The organism is Paenibacillus sp. FSL H8-0168 (assembly GCF_038592955.1).
In the GTDB taxonomy this organism is placed as follows: domain Bacteria; phylum Bacillota; class Bacilli; order Paenibacillales; family Paenibacillaceae; genus Paenibacillus; species Paenibacillus polymyxa_B.
This window is the reverse complement of the sequence record NZ_CP151948.1, coordinates 5,693,609-5,711,147: the sequence shown is the minus strand read 5'-3', so window position 1 is coordinate 5,711,147 and position 17,539 is coordinate 5,693,609. Positions and strand designations below refer to the sequence as shown.

Annotated in this window: 18 protein-coding genes; 9 read left to right on the top strand and 9 right to left on the bottom strand. The window is 43.9% G+C overall.

The genetic code is table 11. From position 1 onward, the window contains the following. The first annotated feature begins 29 nt into the window (after nucleotides 1-29). Complete coding sequence (locus MHI21_RS25335; RefSeq protein ID WP_342419143.1) at nucleotides 30-182, top strand: hypothetical protein; 153 nt, start codon at nucleotides 30-32, stop codon at nucleotides 180-182. A gap of 61 nt (nucleotides 183-243) precedes the next feature. Here MHI21_RS25335 and MHI21_RS25330 read toward each other — a convergent pair whose 3' ends face one another. Then, the gene (locus MHI21_RS25330; RefSeq protein ID WP_235306783.1) at nucleotides 244-990 is read right to left on the bottom strand and encodes an SDR family oxidoreductase; all 747 of its coding nucleotides are present in this window, start codon (nucleotides 988-990) and stop codon (nucleotides 244-246) included. Between the two features lie 185 nt (nucleotides 991-1,175). On the opposite strand from MHI21_RS25330, the gene MHI21_RS25325 reads away from it, so the two are divergent. Continuing rightward, on the top strand, nucleotides 1,176-2,099 hold the full coding sequence (locus tag MHI21_RS25325; RefSeq protein ID WP_342419142.1) for an AraC family transcriptional regulator: 924 nt from the start codon (nucleotides 1,176-1,178) through the stop codon (nucleotides 2,097-2,099). A 69-nt stretch (nucleotides 2,100-2,168) separates the two neighbouring features. Here MHI21_RS25325 and nudK read toward each other — a convergent pair whose 3' ends face one another. Together nudK and MHI21_RS25315 are read right to left on the bottom strand one after the other, a co-directional pair. After that, nucleotides 2,169-3,131: a GDP-mannose pyrophosphatase NudK gene (nudK, locus tag MHI21_RS25320; protein ID WP_342419141.1), complete on the bottom strand. Its 963-nt coding sequence runs from the start codon at nucleotides 3,129-3,131 to the stop codon at nucleotides 2,169-2,171. 1 nt (nucleotide 3,132) lies between these two features. Then, nucleotides 3,133-4,317, bottom strand: a complete 1,185-nt coding sequence (locus MHI21_RS25315; RefSeq protein WP_342419140.1) for a methyltransferase domain-containing protein — start codon at nucleotides 4,315-4,317, stop codon at nucleotides 3,133-3,135. A 189-nt stretch (nucleotides 4,318-4,506) separates the two neighbouring features. On the opposite strand from MHI21_RS25315, the gene MHI21_RS25310 reads away from it, so the two are divergent. Continuing rightward, complete coding sequence (locus MHI21_RS25310) at nucleotides 4,507-5,082, top strand: histidine phosphatase family protein (RefSeq protein WP_342419139.1); 576 nt, start codon at nucleotides 4,507-4,509, stop codon at nucleotides 5,080-5,082. Nucleotides 5,083-5,173: 91 nt separating this feature from the next. Here MHI21_RS25310 and MHI21_RS25305 read toward each other — a convergent pair whose 3' ends face one another. The 3 genes from MHI21_RS25305 to MHI21_RS25295 all read right to left on the bottom strand — a co-directional run bounded on the left by MHI21_RS25305 (nucleotide 5,174) and on the right by MHI21_RS25295 (nucleotide 9,040). Continuing rightward, on the bottom strand, nucleotides 5,174-6,241 hold the full coding sequence (locus MHI21_RS25305) for a DUF4367 domain-containing protein (protein ID WP_342419138.1): 1,068 nt from the start codon (nucleotides 6,239-6,241) through the stop codon (nucleotides 5,174-5,176). Continuing rightward, complete coding sequence (locus tag MHI21_RS25300) at nucleotides 6,202-6,792, bottom strand: sigma-70 family RNA polymerase sigma factor (protein ID WP_250267031.1); 591 nt, start codon at nucleotides 6,790-6,792, stop codon at nucleotides 6,202-6,204. Before MHI21_RS25300 ends, MHI21_RS25305 begins: the two co-directional genes overlap by 40 nt. A gap of 802 nt (nucleotides 6,793-7,594) precedes the next feature. Then, nucleotides 7,595-9,040: a DEAD/DEAH box helicase gene (locus tag MHI21_RS25295; RefSeq protein ID WP_342419137.1), complete on the bottom strand. Its 1,446-nt coding sequence runs from the start codon at nucleotides 9,038-9,040 to the stop codon at nucleotides 7,595-7,597. A 314-nt stretch (nucleotides 9,041-9,354) separates the two neighbouring features. On the opposite strand from MHI21_RS25295, the gene MHI21_RS25290 reads away from it, so the two are divergent. Further along, nucleotides 9,355-9,765, top strand: coding sequence for a YjdF family protein (locus MHI21_RS25290; protein WP_069012319.1), 411 nt, complete (start codon nucleotides 9,355-9,357; stop codon nucleotides 9,763-9,765). 138 nt (nucleotides 9,766-9,903) lie between these two features. Here MHI21_RS25290 and MHI21_RS25285 read toward each other — a convergent pair whose 3' ends face one another. Together MHI21_RS25285 and MHI21_RS25280 are read right to left on the bottom strand one after the other, a co-directional pair. Then, nucleotides 9,904-10,350, bottom strand: a complete 447-nt coding sequence (locus MHI21_RS25285) for a GNAT family N-acetyltransferase (RefSeq protein ID WP_069012318.1) — start codon at nucleotides 10,348-10,350, stop codon at nucleotides 9,904-9,906. Between the two features lie 224 nt (nucleotides 10,351-10,574). Continuing rightward, nucleotides 10,575-11,156 carry a TetR/AcrR family transcriptional regulator gene (locus tag MHI21_RS25280; protein WP_254326332.1) on the bottom strand — a complete coding sequence of 194 codons (582 nt, stop codon included), beginning with the start codon at nucleotides 11,154-11,156 and terminating at the stop codon, nucleotides 10,575-10,577. 319 nt (nucleotides 11,157-11,475) lie between these two features. Here MHI21_RS25280 and MHI21_RS25275 point away from each other — a divergent pair, with 319 nt between their 5' ends. From MHI21_RS25275 to MHI21_RS25255, 5 genes are all read left to right on the top strand, one after another. Further along, nucleotides 11,476-12,537, top strand: coding sequence for an LLM class flavin-dependent oxidoreductase (locus MHI21_RS25275; RefSeq protein ID WP_342419136.1), 1,062 nt, complete (start codon nucleotides 11,476-11,478; stop codon nucleotides 12,535-12,537). A 22-nt stretch (nucleotides 12,538-12,559) separates the two neighbouring features. After that, nucleotides 12,560-13,498: an alpha/beta hydrolase gene (locus MHI21_RS25270; protein ID WP_342419135.1), complete on the top strand. Its 939-nt coding sequence runs from the start codon at nucleotides 12,560-12,562 to the stop codon at nucleotides 13,496-13,498. A gap of 321 nt (nucleotides 13,499-13,819) precedes the next feature. Continuing rightward, nucleotides 13,820-14,776, top strand: coding sequence for an endo-1,4-beta-xylanase (locus tag MHI21_RS25265; protein ID WP_160788349.1), 957 nt, complete (start codon nucleotides 13,820-13,822; stop codon nucleotides 14,774-14,776). A 240-nt stretch (nucleotides 14,777-15,016) separates the two neighbouring features. Then, nucleotides 15,017-15,568 carry a TetR/AcrR family transcriptional regulator gene (locus MHI21_RS25260; RefSeq protein ID WP_342419134.1) on the top strand — a complete coding sequence of 184 codons (552 nt, stop codon included), beginning with the start codon at nucleotides 15,017-15,019 and terminating at the stop codon, nucleotides 15,566-15,568. Then, on the top strand, nucleotides 15,568-15,939 hold the full coding sequence (locus MHI21_RS25255; protein ID WP_069290722.1) for a multidrug efflux SMR transporter: 372 nt from the start codon (nucleotides 15,568-15,570) through the stop codon (nucleotides 15,937-15,939). Before MHI21_RS25260 ends, MHI21_RS25255 begins: the two co-directional genes overlap by 1 nt. 113 nt (nucleotides 15,940-16,052) lie before the next feature. Here MHI21_RS25255 and gnd read toward each other — a convergent pair whose 3' ends face one another. Continuing rightward, the gene (gene gnd / locus MHI21_RS25250) at nucleotides 16,053-17,456 is read right to left on the bottom strand and encodes a decarboxylating NADP(+)-dependent phosphogluconate dehydrogenase (protein WP_342419133.1); all 1,404 of its coding nucleotides are present in this window, start codon (nucleotides 17,454-17,456) and stop codon (nucleotides 16,053-16,055) included. Between the last annotated feature and the right edge of the window lie 83 nt (nucleotides 17,457-17,539).

Here is a 17,539-nt window from a genome sequence, read left to right as displayed (position 1 = left end):
CCAGTTGTCCAATGAACGGGTGCAGCGGATTGCTACCCCGGCTTGGTCAAAACGCAGATGGGCGGGGAAAAGGCAGAGCTGTCAGTGGAGGATGGAGTGAAAACGGCGGTCCGACTAGCGACCCGCCGGAGGATGGTCCAACGGGCGGATTCTATTACATGGATGATCAGCTTCCGTGGTAAAGCTTTGTGCATAAATAGATAGGGGCGCACTCACAAGAGGAGGTGCCCCTATCTATTTATATTACATTTGTGCGGTTGGACGGATTACGATTTCGTTCACATCAATATCGGCCGGTTGTTCAATTGCGAATCCAATTGCACGGGCTACCGCGTCAGGTGTCATGGCTAGTTTATCCCGAATGGCAGCGAGTTGATCTCTCAATGCTGGATTGGTCATACCCTCCGTGAAATTCGTCTGCACAATACCAGGCGAAATGATGGTCACGCGCAGCTTGTCGCCAGCCTCCTGGCGCAATCCCTCTGAGATGGCGCGCACGGCGAACTTCGTACCAGAGTAGACCGACTGGTTCGGCACAGTCTTATGTCCTGCTACAGAAGCGATGTTCACGAAATGTCCGGAACCCTGCTTGCGAAAGATAGGCAACGCTGCGGCTATACCGTACAAAACGCCTTTAATGTTGACATCAATCATGTCCTCCCAGTCCTCGACACACAGATCTTCGAGAGGGGAAATGGGCATAACGCCAGCGTTGCTGACGAGAACATCCAGCTTCCCGTACCGTTCGCAAGCCAAATTAACGAGGTTGCACAGATCCTCGCGCCGTCTCACGTCAGTGCGTGCATAAACAGCTTCGCCACCTCTATTGGAAATGCGTGTCGCCAGCGCTTCAAGGCGCTCCGCTCCGCGCGCTCCAAGCACGACTTTTGCTCCACGCTCGGCAAGCAACAGTGCTGTTGCTTCTCCAATTCCGCTGCTTGCACCTGTAATCACGACGACTTTGTTCTCTATTCTTCCTTCCAAATGCATAGCCTAATCCTTCTTCCTTTGATCTATTTGCCTTAGGCCCTCTGTTGGCCTTGCAAGTAAATTTTAAGTAGAATTCGATTGAGACAGGTAGACCGATCAAGTCCAATTCTTGCCTAATCCTATTCGGCGCGCATATAATTAGCACATCAATATTAGCGTTCAACGGAAAGGAAGGTGAAGCATGAATGATTTCGTCTCCTCCCCCCTCTGATATTTCTACGAATCTACAAGAACTGATTCATCTAATTCATCAACATGCGTCTTCGGATGGGACGTTTGTCTCGTCTGTGCCAGGACTTTATTTCAGACGTGCAAGCCATGTGTCCGAGCTGAATCATACGGTCCATATGCCCTCCCTGTACGTGGTTGCACAAGGCTCAAAGACAGCAATGCTGGCTGGAGAAAACTATGTGTACGATCCAACAACCTACATGGTCACATCAGTTCAACTTCCTGTAATTGGTAAAATAACTCAGGCCTCGTCGGAGCTTCCTTATCTAAGTCTTCAATTATCCATTAGCCCAGACGTCATTGTGGACATTATCAAGAAGAGTCCTCCTCGATGTACCGTAAAGACTGGACGCGGCATACTAGTGAGCCAATTTGACCCTCTGCTGCTTGATGCGCTGCTTCGGCTTGTCAGACTTTCGGATACGCCTGCGGATATTCAATTTCTTGCGCCGCTTATCACGCACGAGATCCTTTATCGTGTATTACAAGGTGAGCAGGGGGCTTTAATCAGGCAATTTGCCGTAGTTGGTAGCTATGCACATAGCATCTCCCAAGCGATCCATCTGATAACCCGCGATTACTCTAAGCCTCTTGTGATTGAGGAATTGGCGAAGGAAGTAAACATGAGCCCTTCTTCCTTACACAAGCATTTTAAAAAGGTAACGGCTATAAGTCCTCTGCAGTATCAGAAGGCCATTCGACTGCAGACTGCACGCCGCTTGCTGCTCTCGGAGGGATTGGAAGCCGCCAATGCAGGCTTTCGCGTTGGCTATGAGAGCCCTTCGCAGTTCAGCCGGGAATATGGACGCATGTTTGGGCGTCCACCGATGAGTGATGTTAAACATTTGCGCAATTCCCTTAGTGTCTCAGTTGATTGAGAGATTCTTCGGGTGATCTGTGGAGGAGGCCCAGAGCAAGTTGTCTTTGGTCTGGTCAAAGAGGATATATCACACCAACGGAAGTTCGTCGAGCCGCTCGTAAATCAACAATCCTTTCTCTTTCGCCACCCTTACCATTTCATCGGCACCCTGAGAGGGTCCTCCAACCCGAAGCACGGCGTTACAGTAATCAAGCAGGCGAATGGAAGACGGGTGAAAGATTTTGTTAAAGGTCTCATCTCCCAGAGCAGTGGAACCGGCTGTCGCGATAAGGGGCAAAGCATACCACTCTCCCAGCACCGGCATGTGACCAGCCTCGTAAACTTGAAGAGCAATTTCATTCATGTAGTTGACGTTCTTCTCGATTAATACATGATCATCATTCGTTCCAGATCGATAAGGGCCTGCGATAAGGATATGAAGCGGTTTCGATTTCACTTTCAAGAGGCCCTGGATCTGAGCGTATTGGAGCAGCATTATCGTCTTGGCGTCACGAATCTCGCCGCTTTCGACCATGTCTAGCGCTCGAACAAACGGAAGTTCTATCACTTCAATGTTTTCCTGTTCCTCCTCAAGGCCACCACCGCCACCCGTTGTCATATCTTCACTATACTCGGCTACATAGAAGTGCAGGATTTCGGTAACGGAGCCCGGTGACATATAGGCCTCGCCAACTTTGTGCACACGGTCGATACGGTATCCCGTCTCCTCCTCCGTCTCCCGAAGAATACCTTCTTCCGGTGTTTCTTTATCGAGTAATCCTGCACAGGTTTCGATAAGCATTCCAGTTTCATTACCGTTCCAATAAGTAGGCATTCGGAACTGTCTGGTCAGTACAACGGTTTGTTTGTGCTGATTATAGAGCAGGATCGTCACGCCGTTGCCACGATCGTACACTTCACGGGATTGTGTCTCCCATTGTCCATTATTTTTTTCAAACTCGAATGTGATCTTATTTAAGATGTACCAGTTATCCGATAGAAGCTCCTCTTTTACAATCCGTACTCTTGGGTGATATTGTTGTGTCTTCATCTCATTTCCTCCCTAGAAAGATTCCGTTCTCTTTAGTCATTTCGAGAGTTCCGTTCTGCTGCAAAAGCCGATTGACGTGGTCTCGAAACTTGTCAATAGCCGCTCCGACAAGTCGCTCTCTTGCGTTCATCGGAGTCGAAATTATATATTCGATCAGGGGTTCCGCCTCGTCGACCAACAGACAGTCCTCGTATCGAAGCAACCGAAGATCGGAAAAGCAAGAAGACAGCAAGTCCCCTCCGTTATCCAGGTGGAACCGTTTAATAGCATGATCCAACACATGAAGCTCAGGATCGAACGAAACCGCCAAGTGTTCGACCTCTTGTAGGTGTTGAGTGCTCATTGTAGAGGCGCATACTATACCTCCTTGCTTTAAGATACGGTGCATCTCGCGGATTGCTCTAGGGATGTCGGGTACGTGGTACAGCATGTTGTTAGCGATAACCATATCGAATTGCTCTTCATGGAAGGGGATCTGTTGCGCGTCAACAGATAAAAACTTAAACTGCGAATTGTTGCTTCCCAAGCGGCAACGTGCTTCTTCCACCATTCCGCTTGACATATCGGTAAGCGTGATACGCCAGCTGCTTGGAATTCGCTCGGCGTTTCTTATCCAAAAGGTGCCGTCGCCGCAGCCCAACTCGAGAATATGGGCTCCCGGTTGCACCTCCAGTTGTTCAAAGATCCAACGATGCCAGCCTTGGGGATTCGTACTGTACTTGTCGTAAAGATGTATCCGCGTTTGCAGACGGTTCGCCGTCCGATATTGCTCCCCCCAATTTTGCTCACTCTGCACGGTTTGGATAACATCCGCCAAATGGTTCCAATCGGAGCCATAGGCCGACATTTCCATAGCATCACGTATTGCATGCACTACGTGCTCCGTATGGGCAATTTTCTTTTGTAAAACATCGAGTTGTGCTTGCAACGAATGTCTGATCTCTCCGTTGGATGGCGATTCTGCATCTAAAATGTTCATTATTGTTTGAAGCGATAACCCTAGATACTTCAACATCTGAATTCGCTGTAATCTTTCCATATCTTTCATGTTGTACAGTCTTATGGATCCAGTGCGGTGACCTCCTGGACTCAGAAGTCCAATTTGATCGTAATATCGCAATGTCCTGACCGTTATCCCTGTACGTTTGGCAAGCTGTCCTGTCGTCAGACAGTTTTCTTTGTCCATCCATTGCTCACATCCAATTGATTGCTCTAGCATGTCGTTCTCAGTCAGTATAGCAAATGACGTAACGTCACCTTCAAGAAAAATTTATGCAATAAGAAACAAGAGAAAACTATCCTAGCAAAAGGTGACTTGGTAGTTAGTCACGAATATCATGTAATAAAAATTCATCAGCTCTTCATGGAGGATACTATGAAAACTTTCATTTACATGGTGAGACATGGCGAATCACCGAAGACGGAAGGAAATGAAAGAACAAGAGGTTTGACTGATAAAGGCAAGTCAGATGCTTTTCAAATAACTGAATTATTAAGAGGAGAGGGGATCGAGGTTTTCGTTTCAAGTCCATATCAACGGGCAATCCTGACCATTCAAGAATTAGCTCAATGCTCAGGACAAGAAGTTTTAATATTCGAGGATCTTAAAGAAAGAATTTTTTCTAGTGAAGACAACCGAATGTCCGATGATGAATTATTCCCTTTGTTAGATAAGTCATTTTCTGATCCCAACTTTGCTTTAACGGGAGGAGAGTCTAATGCCGTTTGTCAGAACCGAAGTATAACGGTCTTAAAGGAATTGTTAAAAATCTACCGAGGACGGAAAGTCGCATTAGGCACTCATGGAGCTGTGATGACTTTAATGATGGGGTATTATGACAAGCAGTACGATTTGAATTTTTTACTACACACATCCAAACCAGACGTATACAGAATGGAATTCAATGATCAGGAATTAGTTGAGGTAAAAAGATTGTGGAACATGCCGTAATAGTTTGTGAGGAAAAGGTATAAGGACTATTCTCCAAAAAGAGACCACCCTTAAAAAAGGATGGTCTCTCTTCAAAGCTTTTCCTTTATAGCTATTGCGGTGAACCGTTAAGCAAATCCTCGGCTATTTTTACCAGGTCTTCTTTGCTCAGCGGGCTGTCCTGGTTATCAGATATGTTGTAGTGTAAACGCCTTTTTTCATCAAGCCAACCCAGTCGGTTTTTTCCTACCTCCAAGGGCGTGCTTGTTTCGCTTGCTCTGATGTAATAGGCCTTGGTTCCTTTGATCATCAGTTCCTCAGCCGAATCCTGTTCATTTTGCATCACGGTCGTCTTTGTGACCTCAGGAGCGTATTTGGTGACGGTGATGTTTACATAGTCATTTCCTCTCGCATACCGGGCAAAGGTGAAGTCTGACTTGTCCCAGCTCAGCTTTTGAATAAACAGATTTTCACCTTCCGGTGCAGCTTTGGCCTGTTGCGTCAGTTTATCCGTTAAAGCTCTATATTCCTCTTTGTTCATCATCCCAGGATATGCAGCGACTGGATAGACGTATCCGAAATCAAATCGGTAGTTGTTCGGCAGATGAGTGGGATTGTGGAATAACGGAGCTTCTGTCCGCTTGATTTCATCCTGCAGACTGCTGAAGCTAGAAAGTTCAGTCGGTTTGTAGGCAAACAGGACGGGATTAGACGAGTTTCTTTGAATCATAGAATCGTCCTTGACGTAATAGGCGGCATACTCTCCGGGCTGTAAACGGTCTATCACCTTCTCGTTCCACTGTGTATAGGTGGAGGTATATGTTTGGGAAGCGTCAGTTTCGGCAGGTGTTTTGGCGGTATTTAATACGACATCGCCTTTACTGTTACGGAATTCCAGATATTGCGAAGCGGCGTATCCAGTCACAGAGGCGCCCAATACAAAAAGCAAGATCATGATAGGAGCGGTGATGCGCGGCCGAAGACGCATTTTTACAATGAACCCCTTTTTGGGTTTCGACTTTTGGTAGACCTGTTCCATCACTTTGTCCGAGACGTCAAAGACTTGGATTTTTAAGACGTTCTCTGGCTCCGTCAACATGTCCATATTTTTAAAGCCTTTGTCTTTCAGATCGGTGTATTTCAGACCTTGTTCCTGAGTTCTGTCTTGTAATTCACGCATTTTGGGTCCTCCTTTATGGGCTCCATCATTTTTTTGAGCTTTGTTTTTGTTCTGCCGTATTTTTTCTTGATAGCTTCCTCGCTTTTGTTCATAATTTCTCCGATTTCTCCAAACGATTTTTCTTCAAAAATGCGTAGCACCAGCAGGTTTCGTTCTTCTGCATTCAGTTGGCCCAATGCCCGGCTTAGCGGTTCACTGAAAAGCTGACGTTCCATAACCTGCGCAGCGCTGTCTGAAGTCATGTTAGTTGAGTTGAACAGGGTAATTTTAAATTTGCGCTGTAGACTTTTCCTGCGAATCAGGTTCAGGCAGTGATGATAAGCCATTTTATACAGCCAGGAGGAGAAGCCCACTGTGGGCTTGTACATACTGATTTTCTCGAAAGCACTAACGAAAATATCCTGTACAGCCTCTTCCGCTTCCTGCTCACTTCCTAATATCCGCCAGCAGTACACAAAAATCTGACGCTGATACTCCTTTACAATGTAGGCGTAATCCTGGATCTCGCCAGCTTGGACCCGTTTAATTCTATATTCGATTTCCTCATTCAAAGATTTAGGCACCCCCTCTGATTAAAAAGAAAACTATATCTGTATAACAAATGAAGATGAACCAAAGGGACATCTTTTCTAAAATTTTTAAATTAAATCAACCCTCTAAGAGAATACGATAAAGCAGAACAATTATCACCAACGTTGTTGATTTCATAGAGCTTGGATTTTTACTGTGGAAATAAATAGAATAATAAATATACCTATCAAAAAATTAAGAAATAGATTGTAAAGAAAAAAGGGGATGGGAAATGAAGTTTTATGATAATAGGGGAGTCCAGATGGTGGTTGCACTTTTATATCCTGTTATGGAAAAATACTTTTTATGTAATCATCTCTAATGTCTTTGTGGATTATATCCGTACCTATGTGGTGGCTGCTAGTTGAACGTGTGAAAACAGACCAGGGCGCTGAAATTTTCATTTCGTCATTACCATTCATTATATTGTTATACATATTTGCTGTATTGCTACCCGAGATTTCAATTGTTCTATTTAGACATTAACTTTAGACGTCGCAATAGTAAGTAATCTCTGAAACGATTCAGAAGTGCTTTTTTAAAACAGCCTATGAATTAGGTGAAGTGGAAGGAATGAGAGATAAAATAAAATTAAGTTATTGATAAGGTGAAGATGACGATATGGTTTTATCCAAGAGAGCATACGGCTTTCTTGCAAATTCAAAATGGAAAGATGAATTAAACGATCAAGAGATAAACTCGGCAATCCCGCCCGTATAGCTAACGAAAACCATCGGCTATGCTGGGCGGGATTGCCTCACCCTCTTTAGTACAGCGTATCTTCTACTTATTCCCTTTGCGTACCTTTAACAGCTTACCCTTTACGGTTGTATTCTTCATAATCTCAAGCACCAGGGGACCTTTACCATTCAGAATCTCAACATCTGTCGCATAATCCAGAATCGTAATGATCCCGATATCATCTGCGGTGACCCCGTCAAGCTTAGCGATGGTCCCCACGAAGTCGACAGCTCTAAGTTTTTTCTTCTTACCGCCGTTAAAGTTCAGCTTCATAATCTGTTGGTTTAGTTGCTCGCGCTTATCTTTTTTGAGTGCGGTTTTTACATGCAGTTTCTGCTCAAAATCTTCTCTACGCAGATCAACAGCCTCTTCTGAGGGGGCTTTTACCTGCGGAATCGCGAATCCAATATATGCTTCAATATCAGCTAATCTTCGGCCATCCTTAGGAGTGATGAGGGAAATGGCTTTACCCGTTTTGCCAGCACGTCCCGTACGTCCTGTGCGGTGAACATAGCTTTCCTTCTCAAGGGGAATATCGTAGTTAATGACATGGGTGATATTCGTGATATCAATCCCTCTGGCGGCAACATCTGTCGCGATCAAGTAACGGAATTGACCCCTTCTAAATGCATTCATTACCTCAAATCGCTCGTCTTGCTCCATGCCACCATGAATGCGATCACATGGATATTCAAGATCAGCCAATGCTCTGAATAATGTATCTACATTCTCCTGCGTACGACAGAAAATAATGCAGCTGTCAGGATTCTCAACAATGAGCAAATCTTGCAGTAGTGCCAGCTTGTCTGACTCCTTTACCTGAATAAGAGAGTGATCAATTGTAGCGGTCGTTATACCGGTTGCTTTTATTTCAATTTCAACAGGATCCTTCATATACTTGTGTGACAGTCTGGCTACATCCTCAGGAAAAGTAGCGGAGAATAACATGGTAACCCGGTCACTAGGCAGGGCCTGAATGATTGACTGAACTTGCTCGATAAAGCCCATATTCAGCATCTCGTCAGCTTCATCAATCACGAGGTAGGCCATTCGATCTAACGATAGCGTGCCTCGTTCAATATGGTCCAGTACACGTCCTGGCGTACCTACAGCCATATGTGTTCTTTGTTTTAACTCGGCCTTTTGGATATGAAAAGGATGTTTTCCATAAAGGGGCGTTGCTTTTATCCGCTTAAAGCGTCCAATATTCGTGATGTCTTCGGTGACCTGTAATGCGAGTTCACGGGTTGGCGTCAGGATTAAAGCTTGGGGCTTATTCTCATTCCAATCTACTAGCTCACAAAGTGGAATACCATATGCTGCTGTTTTGCCGCTACCTGTTTGTGATTTGGCGACAAGATCCTTCTTCTCAAGCGCAACTGGAATGACTTCCGTCTGAATCTCTGTTGGCGTCTCATAGCCCAAGCTATTCAGCGCTCTTACAATTTCTTCACTTAATGCGTAATCTGTAAAATGCTTCTGACTCATTTTCAACCTCTTCTGCGCTGTATTTGAATACCATTACATATATAATGTCATCGTGTATCGAACTTATACTCATATAGTATACTCTATATCCAGGTTCACTCTAATACATATCAGCGGTTTACAATTTCATACAGAATTAATCTTTTTGTCTTGCTGTTTTCCAGTAAGGCAACTATACTTTTTCTGGGACGAAAAAACACAGTCTGGTTGGTAGTCCAGACGCATGAATGACTCTCAGATTCCAAGAGTACCATGTCAGTAACCTTCCCCCCTCGGGATGTCCATCGTTTCGATTTAAAATGAGGGGGATTAAAATGAAGCTTACAGTTTATCATGATGGACAGTATTGGGTTGGAGTCGTGGAAGAGCAGGACCAAGGGAAATTGAAGGCAGCTAGGCATATCTTTGGTACAGAGCCTAAGGACGAGGAAATTCTCCATTTTATCCGTGAGGAAATGTGGGAACTTGTTGGTCGGCTCTCACAAGAGGTGGCTATAAAGTGGTCTGAAACGAAGAAGGTCAATCCGAAGCGGCTAGCAAGGCAGGCAGCGTATGAATTAAGACAGAAGGGGGTCTCCTCCTATGCACAAGAGGCCCTAAAGTTAGAGTATGAGAAGCGCAAGCTGGAGAAACATGCTTACTCTAAACAGCAAAGAGAATCCATGAAGGCACGGATAAGGGAATTAAAGGAGAAAAAAGCGAAAGAAAAACATCGCGGGCATTAATAAAACCTCCATCCTTATCCACAATTGTTACGCATGTTTTATATCAGCATATGTGAAAACATGTGTTACGCACAAAGGGCACCCGATTGGGTGCCCTTTAAACTGTCGTTAGCGCGGAGAACCGTATCAAAAGTATTGTTACGATGAAAAGTGAACCCAGTCTCTCCCTTGGACAGCATCCATCTTTTTAAAGAAAATTTGAGCGCGTTTATTCTCAGTAGAAGTTATCCAGGTCATATGAGCATATCCATGATTTTGTGAGTACTTTTGACATTCTAAAAAAAGCTGTGATTCTACTTCTGTATCTCTAAAGGGTTCCATTACAAATAGGTCGTTCATAACTATGATTTTGTCTGCTTTCATCGTGCTAAAGGTAAAGAATAATGTAGCAAAGCCGATTAATTCTCCATTTTGTTCCGCCACAAATTGTATACCGTTTTGCTGCTCAAAAAGGGTTTGAATCAAATTATGAATTTTTTCGATAGGTGGCCTAGGGTTTTGATAAAAACCAACGATGTATTCATACATTAACTCGGTCAAACTGCTTAAATCATCAGGCTTAGCGTTTCTTATTAAAAATGACATTAGATGTACTCCCTTTTCATTAGTTTTGAATTAATATACATCATTAAGTATATATATGCAATACTAAGATCAGTGAAGGAATCGTTTGAACTCATGCAAATGCGAAGAAGTATGTAATATGAGCGCAACAAGGGCTGCCGAGAAAATGTATCCGGCAGCCTTTGTTGCGCTGAGGGACATGTGCGTCGAGATACACCCATTCGTTAAAAATGAATTACTCCGAATTACTTAAGAAGTGTAAGTGTCACCTCTATCGTGTTATCAATAAATGATCGTTCTGGACGAGACTTTATCATTACGGTCAGTCCAATTAACGATACGACTAGCGCCTGAGATACAGCCTTCGCATCGAGCCCGATTTCAAGTTCACCTGATTGTATACCTCGTTCAATGGTTTCCTGAAATATAACTGATAGGTACATTTGATGTTCCCTTGTAAGAATTTCAAATTTCTCATCATGGGGCGCAAGTTCAACCATTGTATTGATGCAAAAGCATCCTTTTCTAGGGTCTTCTGTATATTCCTCATCGACCACACCTTCAAAAAAAGTTCGAAATGCTTCTTTTACAGATGGTTTGCTTTGAAGCTTGGCTCGGATCAGAGAAGCACGGGACATCATGTATTTGCGCAGCGCAGCTTCGAACAATTCTTTTTTTCCTCCAAAAGTGGAATATATACTGGGTCGTTGAATTTCCATTCTGGAAGTTAAATCACTCAGTGAGGTAGCTTCATATCCCTTCTCCCAAAATATTTGCATGGCTGCATCTAATACTTTATCTTCGTCAAATTCGCGGATTCGTCCCATAATCAATACCTCTCATTACTCATAATTTTATTCTTAATTCAATGACTCTGATTATAATTGTCAGCGGCCTTTATTTGCGTACCAAATAGTATGTTATTATCTTATAATTAGCCGTTTAGATTGTCAAATGAAGGTTGGTTTGTCCCGACAAGGGGAGATCAATATTAAGATAAACCAAAGTGGGTTTTACTATATTTATTGACAGTATTCTTTTTGATGAGTTATATTTACTGGGAAAAATATTTTACCGATCAGTATGATATTTTATCGGTATTTGATTGTCATAGAAAGAAAGCTATTAGAATAGGAGAGATGGACCATGGAGATAGGTATTACTTCGTTTGTAGAAACAAAGCCTGACGTTCAGACAGGTGAAGTGATAAGTCACGCACAGCGATTGCGCGAAGTTGTCGAGGAAATTATCCTTGCTGATCAAGTGGGACTTGATGTGTTTGGGGTAGGTGAGCATCATCGGCAGGATTATTCGGCATCTTCACCAGCAGTTGTGCTGTCAGCGGCTGCAGCGCAGACGAAACGGATTCGGCTGACCAGTGCAGTGACAGTGCTTTCTTCAGCTGATCCCGTTCGCGTTTTTCAGGATTTTGCTACGCTGGATGGTATTTCGAATGGACGTGCGGAGATTATGGCGGGCCGAGGTTCCTTTATTGAATCTTTCCCTCTGTTTGGCTATGACTTGGACGACTATGATGAGTTGTTTGAACAACATTTGGAATTGCTCCTTAAAATACGGGAGTCCGAAAAAGTAACTTGGAAGGGTGGGCATCGGCCAGCGATTAGCAATTTGGGGGTGTATCCACGGCCGGTTCAGAATCCTTTACCGATATGGGTTGGCAGCGGGGGCAGGCAGGATTCTGCTATCCGTGCAGGTCTGTTAGGACTGCCCTTGATGCTGGCGATCATTGGTGGAAATCCAGTGAATTTTGCACCGCTCGTGCAGCTTTATAAGAAAGCAGCAGCGCACGCTGGTCATGACGAATCGCAGCTTAAGGTTGGATCGCACTCGATAGGATTTGTCGGAGAGAATAATGAACGAGCTGCAGATACATATTTCCCTTCTACGATGGCAGGTATGAATAGATTAGGCAGGGAGCGGGGCTGGGCGCATTATGATCGTTCTAGCTACGATGCCGCGCGCAGCTTTGAAGGTGCGCTGTATGTTGGCGATCCTGAGACTGTTGCCCAGAAGATCATTCACCTTCGCAAACATGTAGGTGTTACACGCTTTATGCTGTATGTTCCGTTAAGCACGATGCCGCATGCCGAGGTGATGAGAGCCATTGAGCTGCTAGGAACAGAGGTAGCACCCCGAGTTCGGAAGGAAATAACCAAGTGGGAAGCTGAAACGGAAAAAAGATCATAATTCAATTATAGGAGTGATTTGAATGGATTTTGAAAGTCGGTTATTACCAGAATTAAGGCCGATATTAGAACAATTTCCCGGTTTTCAACTGGAAGAAAATTTAGCACTGAGCAGAAGCTATTTGTCGAGTCCTCCCATTGAGCAGTCGAAGCACGTACGCACAACAAGCCGGATGATTCCGAGCGTAGCAGGCGAGATATTAGTCAAAATCTACGAACCTGCCCAGCGAACTGACGTTAAGCTTCCGGCCATGCTGTGGATTCACGGGGGAGGCTATGTGATGGGGCATCCTGATATGGACGATGCTTTGTGCGAACGCTTCGTGCAGGCTGCTAAATGCGTCGTCGTATCGGTCGATTACCGACTTGCTCCCGAGCATCCCTACCCAGCTGCCATCGATGACTGTTATGCCGCTTTGACGTGGATGACCGACGAAGCTGAGCTACTGGGCATCGACTTAGACCGGGTCGCAATTGCCGGAGCAAGTGGGGGCGGCGGTCTGACTGCAGCACTTGCTTTAATGGCCCGTGACAAAGGCGGGCCAGCCCTCATTTTCCAAATGCCGCTGTATCCGATGATCGATGACCGCAGTATTACGGCGTCAAGTCATGAAATTACGGCCGATAACGCACCATGGAACCGGAAGAACAACTTGGCGGCCTGGAACATGTACTTGGGGGATCGTACTGAAGACACCGAGGTGTCCCTATACGCTGTGCCGTCGAGAGCGGAATGCTTGGCTGGGCTACCGCCGACCTATACGTGCATAGGCCAGCTCGATCTGTTCCGAGATGAGACGATCGAATATGTAGCACGCCTTGCCCAAGCGGGGGTGGACGTCGAATTCCATCTGTATCCCGGCACATTCCACAACTTTGAGGGGATGGTTCCGCAAGCAGAAGTAAGCCAACGTGCTAGCCAAAGTTATGTAGACGCAATTGCAAGAGCCCTTAATCCTTAAACTATTCAATAGGCAGTCTCCAAAGTGATATGCTTCCAAAAAAGTAGACAGGTTAAATAATAAAACTTGCTACTGTAAGGGGAGTATATCACTTTTTGCAGTAATCTTTTTGTCGTTTGATACGAGACTAGATTCTAATCGAAACGATGTGTTAAAGGAGCACGAGGTGTTCAGTCGCCCCGCAATGATGTAAAGTTTTTCGGGTAAAATCTTTACTTTTACATGTAGCGGACAATAACCTTTCATTCTTATAATTGGAAATGTAAGCGATTTATTTAGAGGTAGGAATATTAAAAACTATATGTATGAGGAGGAGATTGTATGTCGAAATTTAAAGTGGGCAAGTTGGTAAGCAGCTTGGCGTTGGCGGGTGTGTTGTTATCATCAGTTCTGATAAACCCGGCTAGTGCCAGTATGGCGAACGGTGGTAAATTCCTCGGGAACATCATTGCTGGAAGTGTCCCTGCAAGTTTCGGAACATACTGGAACCAGGTGACGCCAGAGAATTCGACCAAATGGGGGTCAGTTGAAGGCAGCCGTAACAACATGAACTGGTCGCAGGCGGATACCGCCTACAATTATGCCCGTAACAATGGCTTCCCGTTCAAGTTCCATACATTGGTATGGGGTGCTCAGGAGCCAGGTTGGATTAGCGGACTGTCGGCTGCTGATCAGAAGGCGGAAGTAACCCAGTGGATTAAAGCAGCAGGTCAACGCTATCCGAATGCGGAGTTTATAGATGTGGTGAATGAGCCCCTGCATCAGAAGCCATCCTTCCGCAATGCCATAGGCGGTGACGGATCGACCGGATGGGATTGGGTCATATGGTCGTTCCAACAGGCAAGACAAGCTTTTCCCAATGCCAAGCTGATGATTAATGAATATGGAATTATCAACGATCCCTCGTTAACCGACCAATATGTCAATATTATTAATCAGCTCAAGAGCAGAGGCCTGATTGACGGAATTGGTATTCAATGCCACCAGTTTAGCATGGACACTGTTTCAGTTAACACGATGAACACTGTACTGAACAAGCTGGCGGCAACAGGATTGCCAATCTATGTGTCGGAACTGGATATAACTGGTGACGACAACACCCAGCTTGCCAGATACAAGGAGAAATTTCCGGTATTATGGAAGCATTCTGCGGTGAAGGGAGTTACGCTCTGGGGGTATATCCAGGGACAAACTTGGAAGCCGAACACACATCTGCTGAATTCTAACGGCACGGAACGTCCCGCGCTCCAATGGCTGAGACAATATGTGCAGAGTTAAACTATAGGTGGCACTTAAAACCCAACAGATGCGAACTTTTGCCAAATGTCTGGGCTGGGTAGATGTTTATTTGACGAAGTCTTGGCTGAAATGTTATACGCCCAAGGCTTCTTTTTATTTAGCTTAAACCTAACGTATCAAAACCTAATCCAACTCAATTAAGCTTACATACCCAATCCATCACTTTAACCCACTTGAAATAAAACCGTCTGGACGGTATAGTAAAGAGGGGTGATCAATATGAATACAACTAAAAAAGCATTAAAAAGAGAATTAATTCTTAAAGCGGCCTCGATGATTGTGCACGAAGAAGGAGTAGAGAAATTAACGTTAGAAGCGGTGGCTAAGAAAGCGGGAATAAGTAAAGGAGGATTGCTTTACCATTTTCCGAATAAAGATGAATTGATTTTGGGAATGGTTGAACAACTATCGACCAGCTTTGTCTCCGAATTTAATGAGAGAGCAGAAAACGATATGCATTCCAAAGGAAGATGGACTCACGCGTATATGAATACATCATTTTCTGGCGATCGGAATGAAAGTGACCTGTATACCGCTCTTTCAGCAGCACAGTTTACGAACCCTCACATGCTAAAATTACTTCAGGACGAGTATGAGAATATCCAAAATAAAATTGAAAACGACGAATTGGACCCCGTTCGTTCCACGATAGTCCGATTAGCTATAGACGGTTTGTGGTTTGCTGAAATGTTTGGGCTTGCTCCTCCCAATGAAGAAATGAGGCAAAAAATGATGGAAGAATTGAAAACATATATAAAGGAGAATGAATAATGGCTTATCTTTTCTTGGCAATCTCTATTGTTGGTGAACTTGTTGGAACTTCAATGCTTAAAGCTTCAGAAGGTTTCACCAGACTGTATCCGACTCTATTCACAATTGTGGCGTTCGTGATCTCTTTCTTCTTTATCTCCTTATCCCTTAAGACGCTCCCCTTAAATATGACTTATGCCATCTGGTCAGGTGTAGGAGCCGTTGCTACAACGCTTATTTCAGTATTGATTTGGAAAGAAAAAATTAATACAGGAAGTATCGCAGGTATTGCTTTAATTGTTATTGGCGTGGTGGTACTGAACCTATTTGGTGCAGGACATGGTGAGGCAAAAGGAACAACAGAAGCAACGAGTTCAATCGTTCAAAAATGAGATGAAATAGTATAGACACAAGAACATCGTAGAGAAAATGTATTCCAAAGGAGTGCCCTAATGAAGGGAAAAACCACTTCATTAGGGCACTGGAGATTTACTACCACTATCGATCACTGCCAGTTTGTGTGAAAGGACCCTGCTGCATCACTTCGTTCATAAGTATGGGCACCAAAATAATCCCTTTGTGCTTGCAAAAGGTTAGCATTCGAAATGCCTGTCCGGTAACTATCATAATAAGTAAGTGAAGCACTTAAACATGGAAACGAAGTGCCAGAATTAATACCCTCACAGACAACTTTTCGTAATCCTTTTTGATACTCTTTAACTTTTTCAGCAAAATACGGGGCAATTAATAGATTAGCCAAATTCGGCTGTTCTTGATATGTTTCGCTTATTACGTTTAAGAATTCGGCACGAATGATGCAACCACCACGGAAAATAAGGGCAATATCCTTTAAAGGTAAATTCCATCCGTAAAGTTCAGAAGTCATTTTATATTGTATAAATCCTTGCGCGTAGGCACAAATTTTACCCATATAAAACGCTTGTCTAATGTACTCAATCCACACATCTTTATCTAAACTTCGCTGATCAATCCCTGGTCCTGTTAGAATATTTTCTGCATAAACTCGTTCTTCTTTTAAAGAGGAGATGTAACGGGCAAACAATGACTCTGTAATAATGGATGATGGGATCCCATTGTCAATTGCTTGAATGCTTGTCCATTTACCTGTGCCCTTTTGCCCTGTTTTATCAAGAATCACATCGATTAATGGTAAGCCTGTTACATCATCCTTTTTCCGTAAAATCTCTGCTGTGATTTGGATTAAATAACTTTTCAGTTCCCCTTGATTCCATATTTCAAAGATATCAGCAATTTCATTCACAGATAAACGTAACCTTTTTCTTAAAAATGTATAGGTTTCTGCGATTAACTGCATATCTGCATACTCGATTCCGTTATGTACCATTTTTACAAAGTGACCGGACCCTTTTGGACCCATATAAACACAGCAAGGGTCTCCGTCCACGTGGGCTGCAATTTTTGTTAGAATAGGAGCTGCTTTTTCATATACGTTTTTATCTCCACCAGGCATGATCGAAGGTCCATTTAAAGCCCCGACTTCGCCGCCAGAGATACCGATTCCTAAATAACCGATTCCTTTTGACTTCAATTCATCATATCTACGTTCCGTATCTTTGTAATGGGAGTTACCACCGTCCATGATCACATCGCCTGCTTCAAGGAAGGGTACTAATGTACCTATTACCGAATCGACCGGTTTGCCCGCTGTTACCATAAGAAAGATTTTCCTTGGAGTTTTTAAGGAGTACACAAAATTTTGAATTTCGTAGTAGGGATGGATGGAGTGACCTTCACTTTTTTTAACAAGATCATCCGTTAAATCCCTCGTATAATTATAGACAGCGACTTGCTCACCCTTACCAGCCATGTTTAAAGCGATATTACAGCCCATTACCCCTAAACCAATGACACCAATTGTATTGAACATTTCTACCTGCTCCTTTTATTTGAAATGAAGAGGCCGTAGATCCTCACTTATAGACTTAGAAGATTCTAAGAAAAAATAAGTGA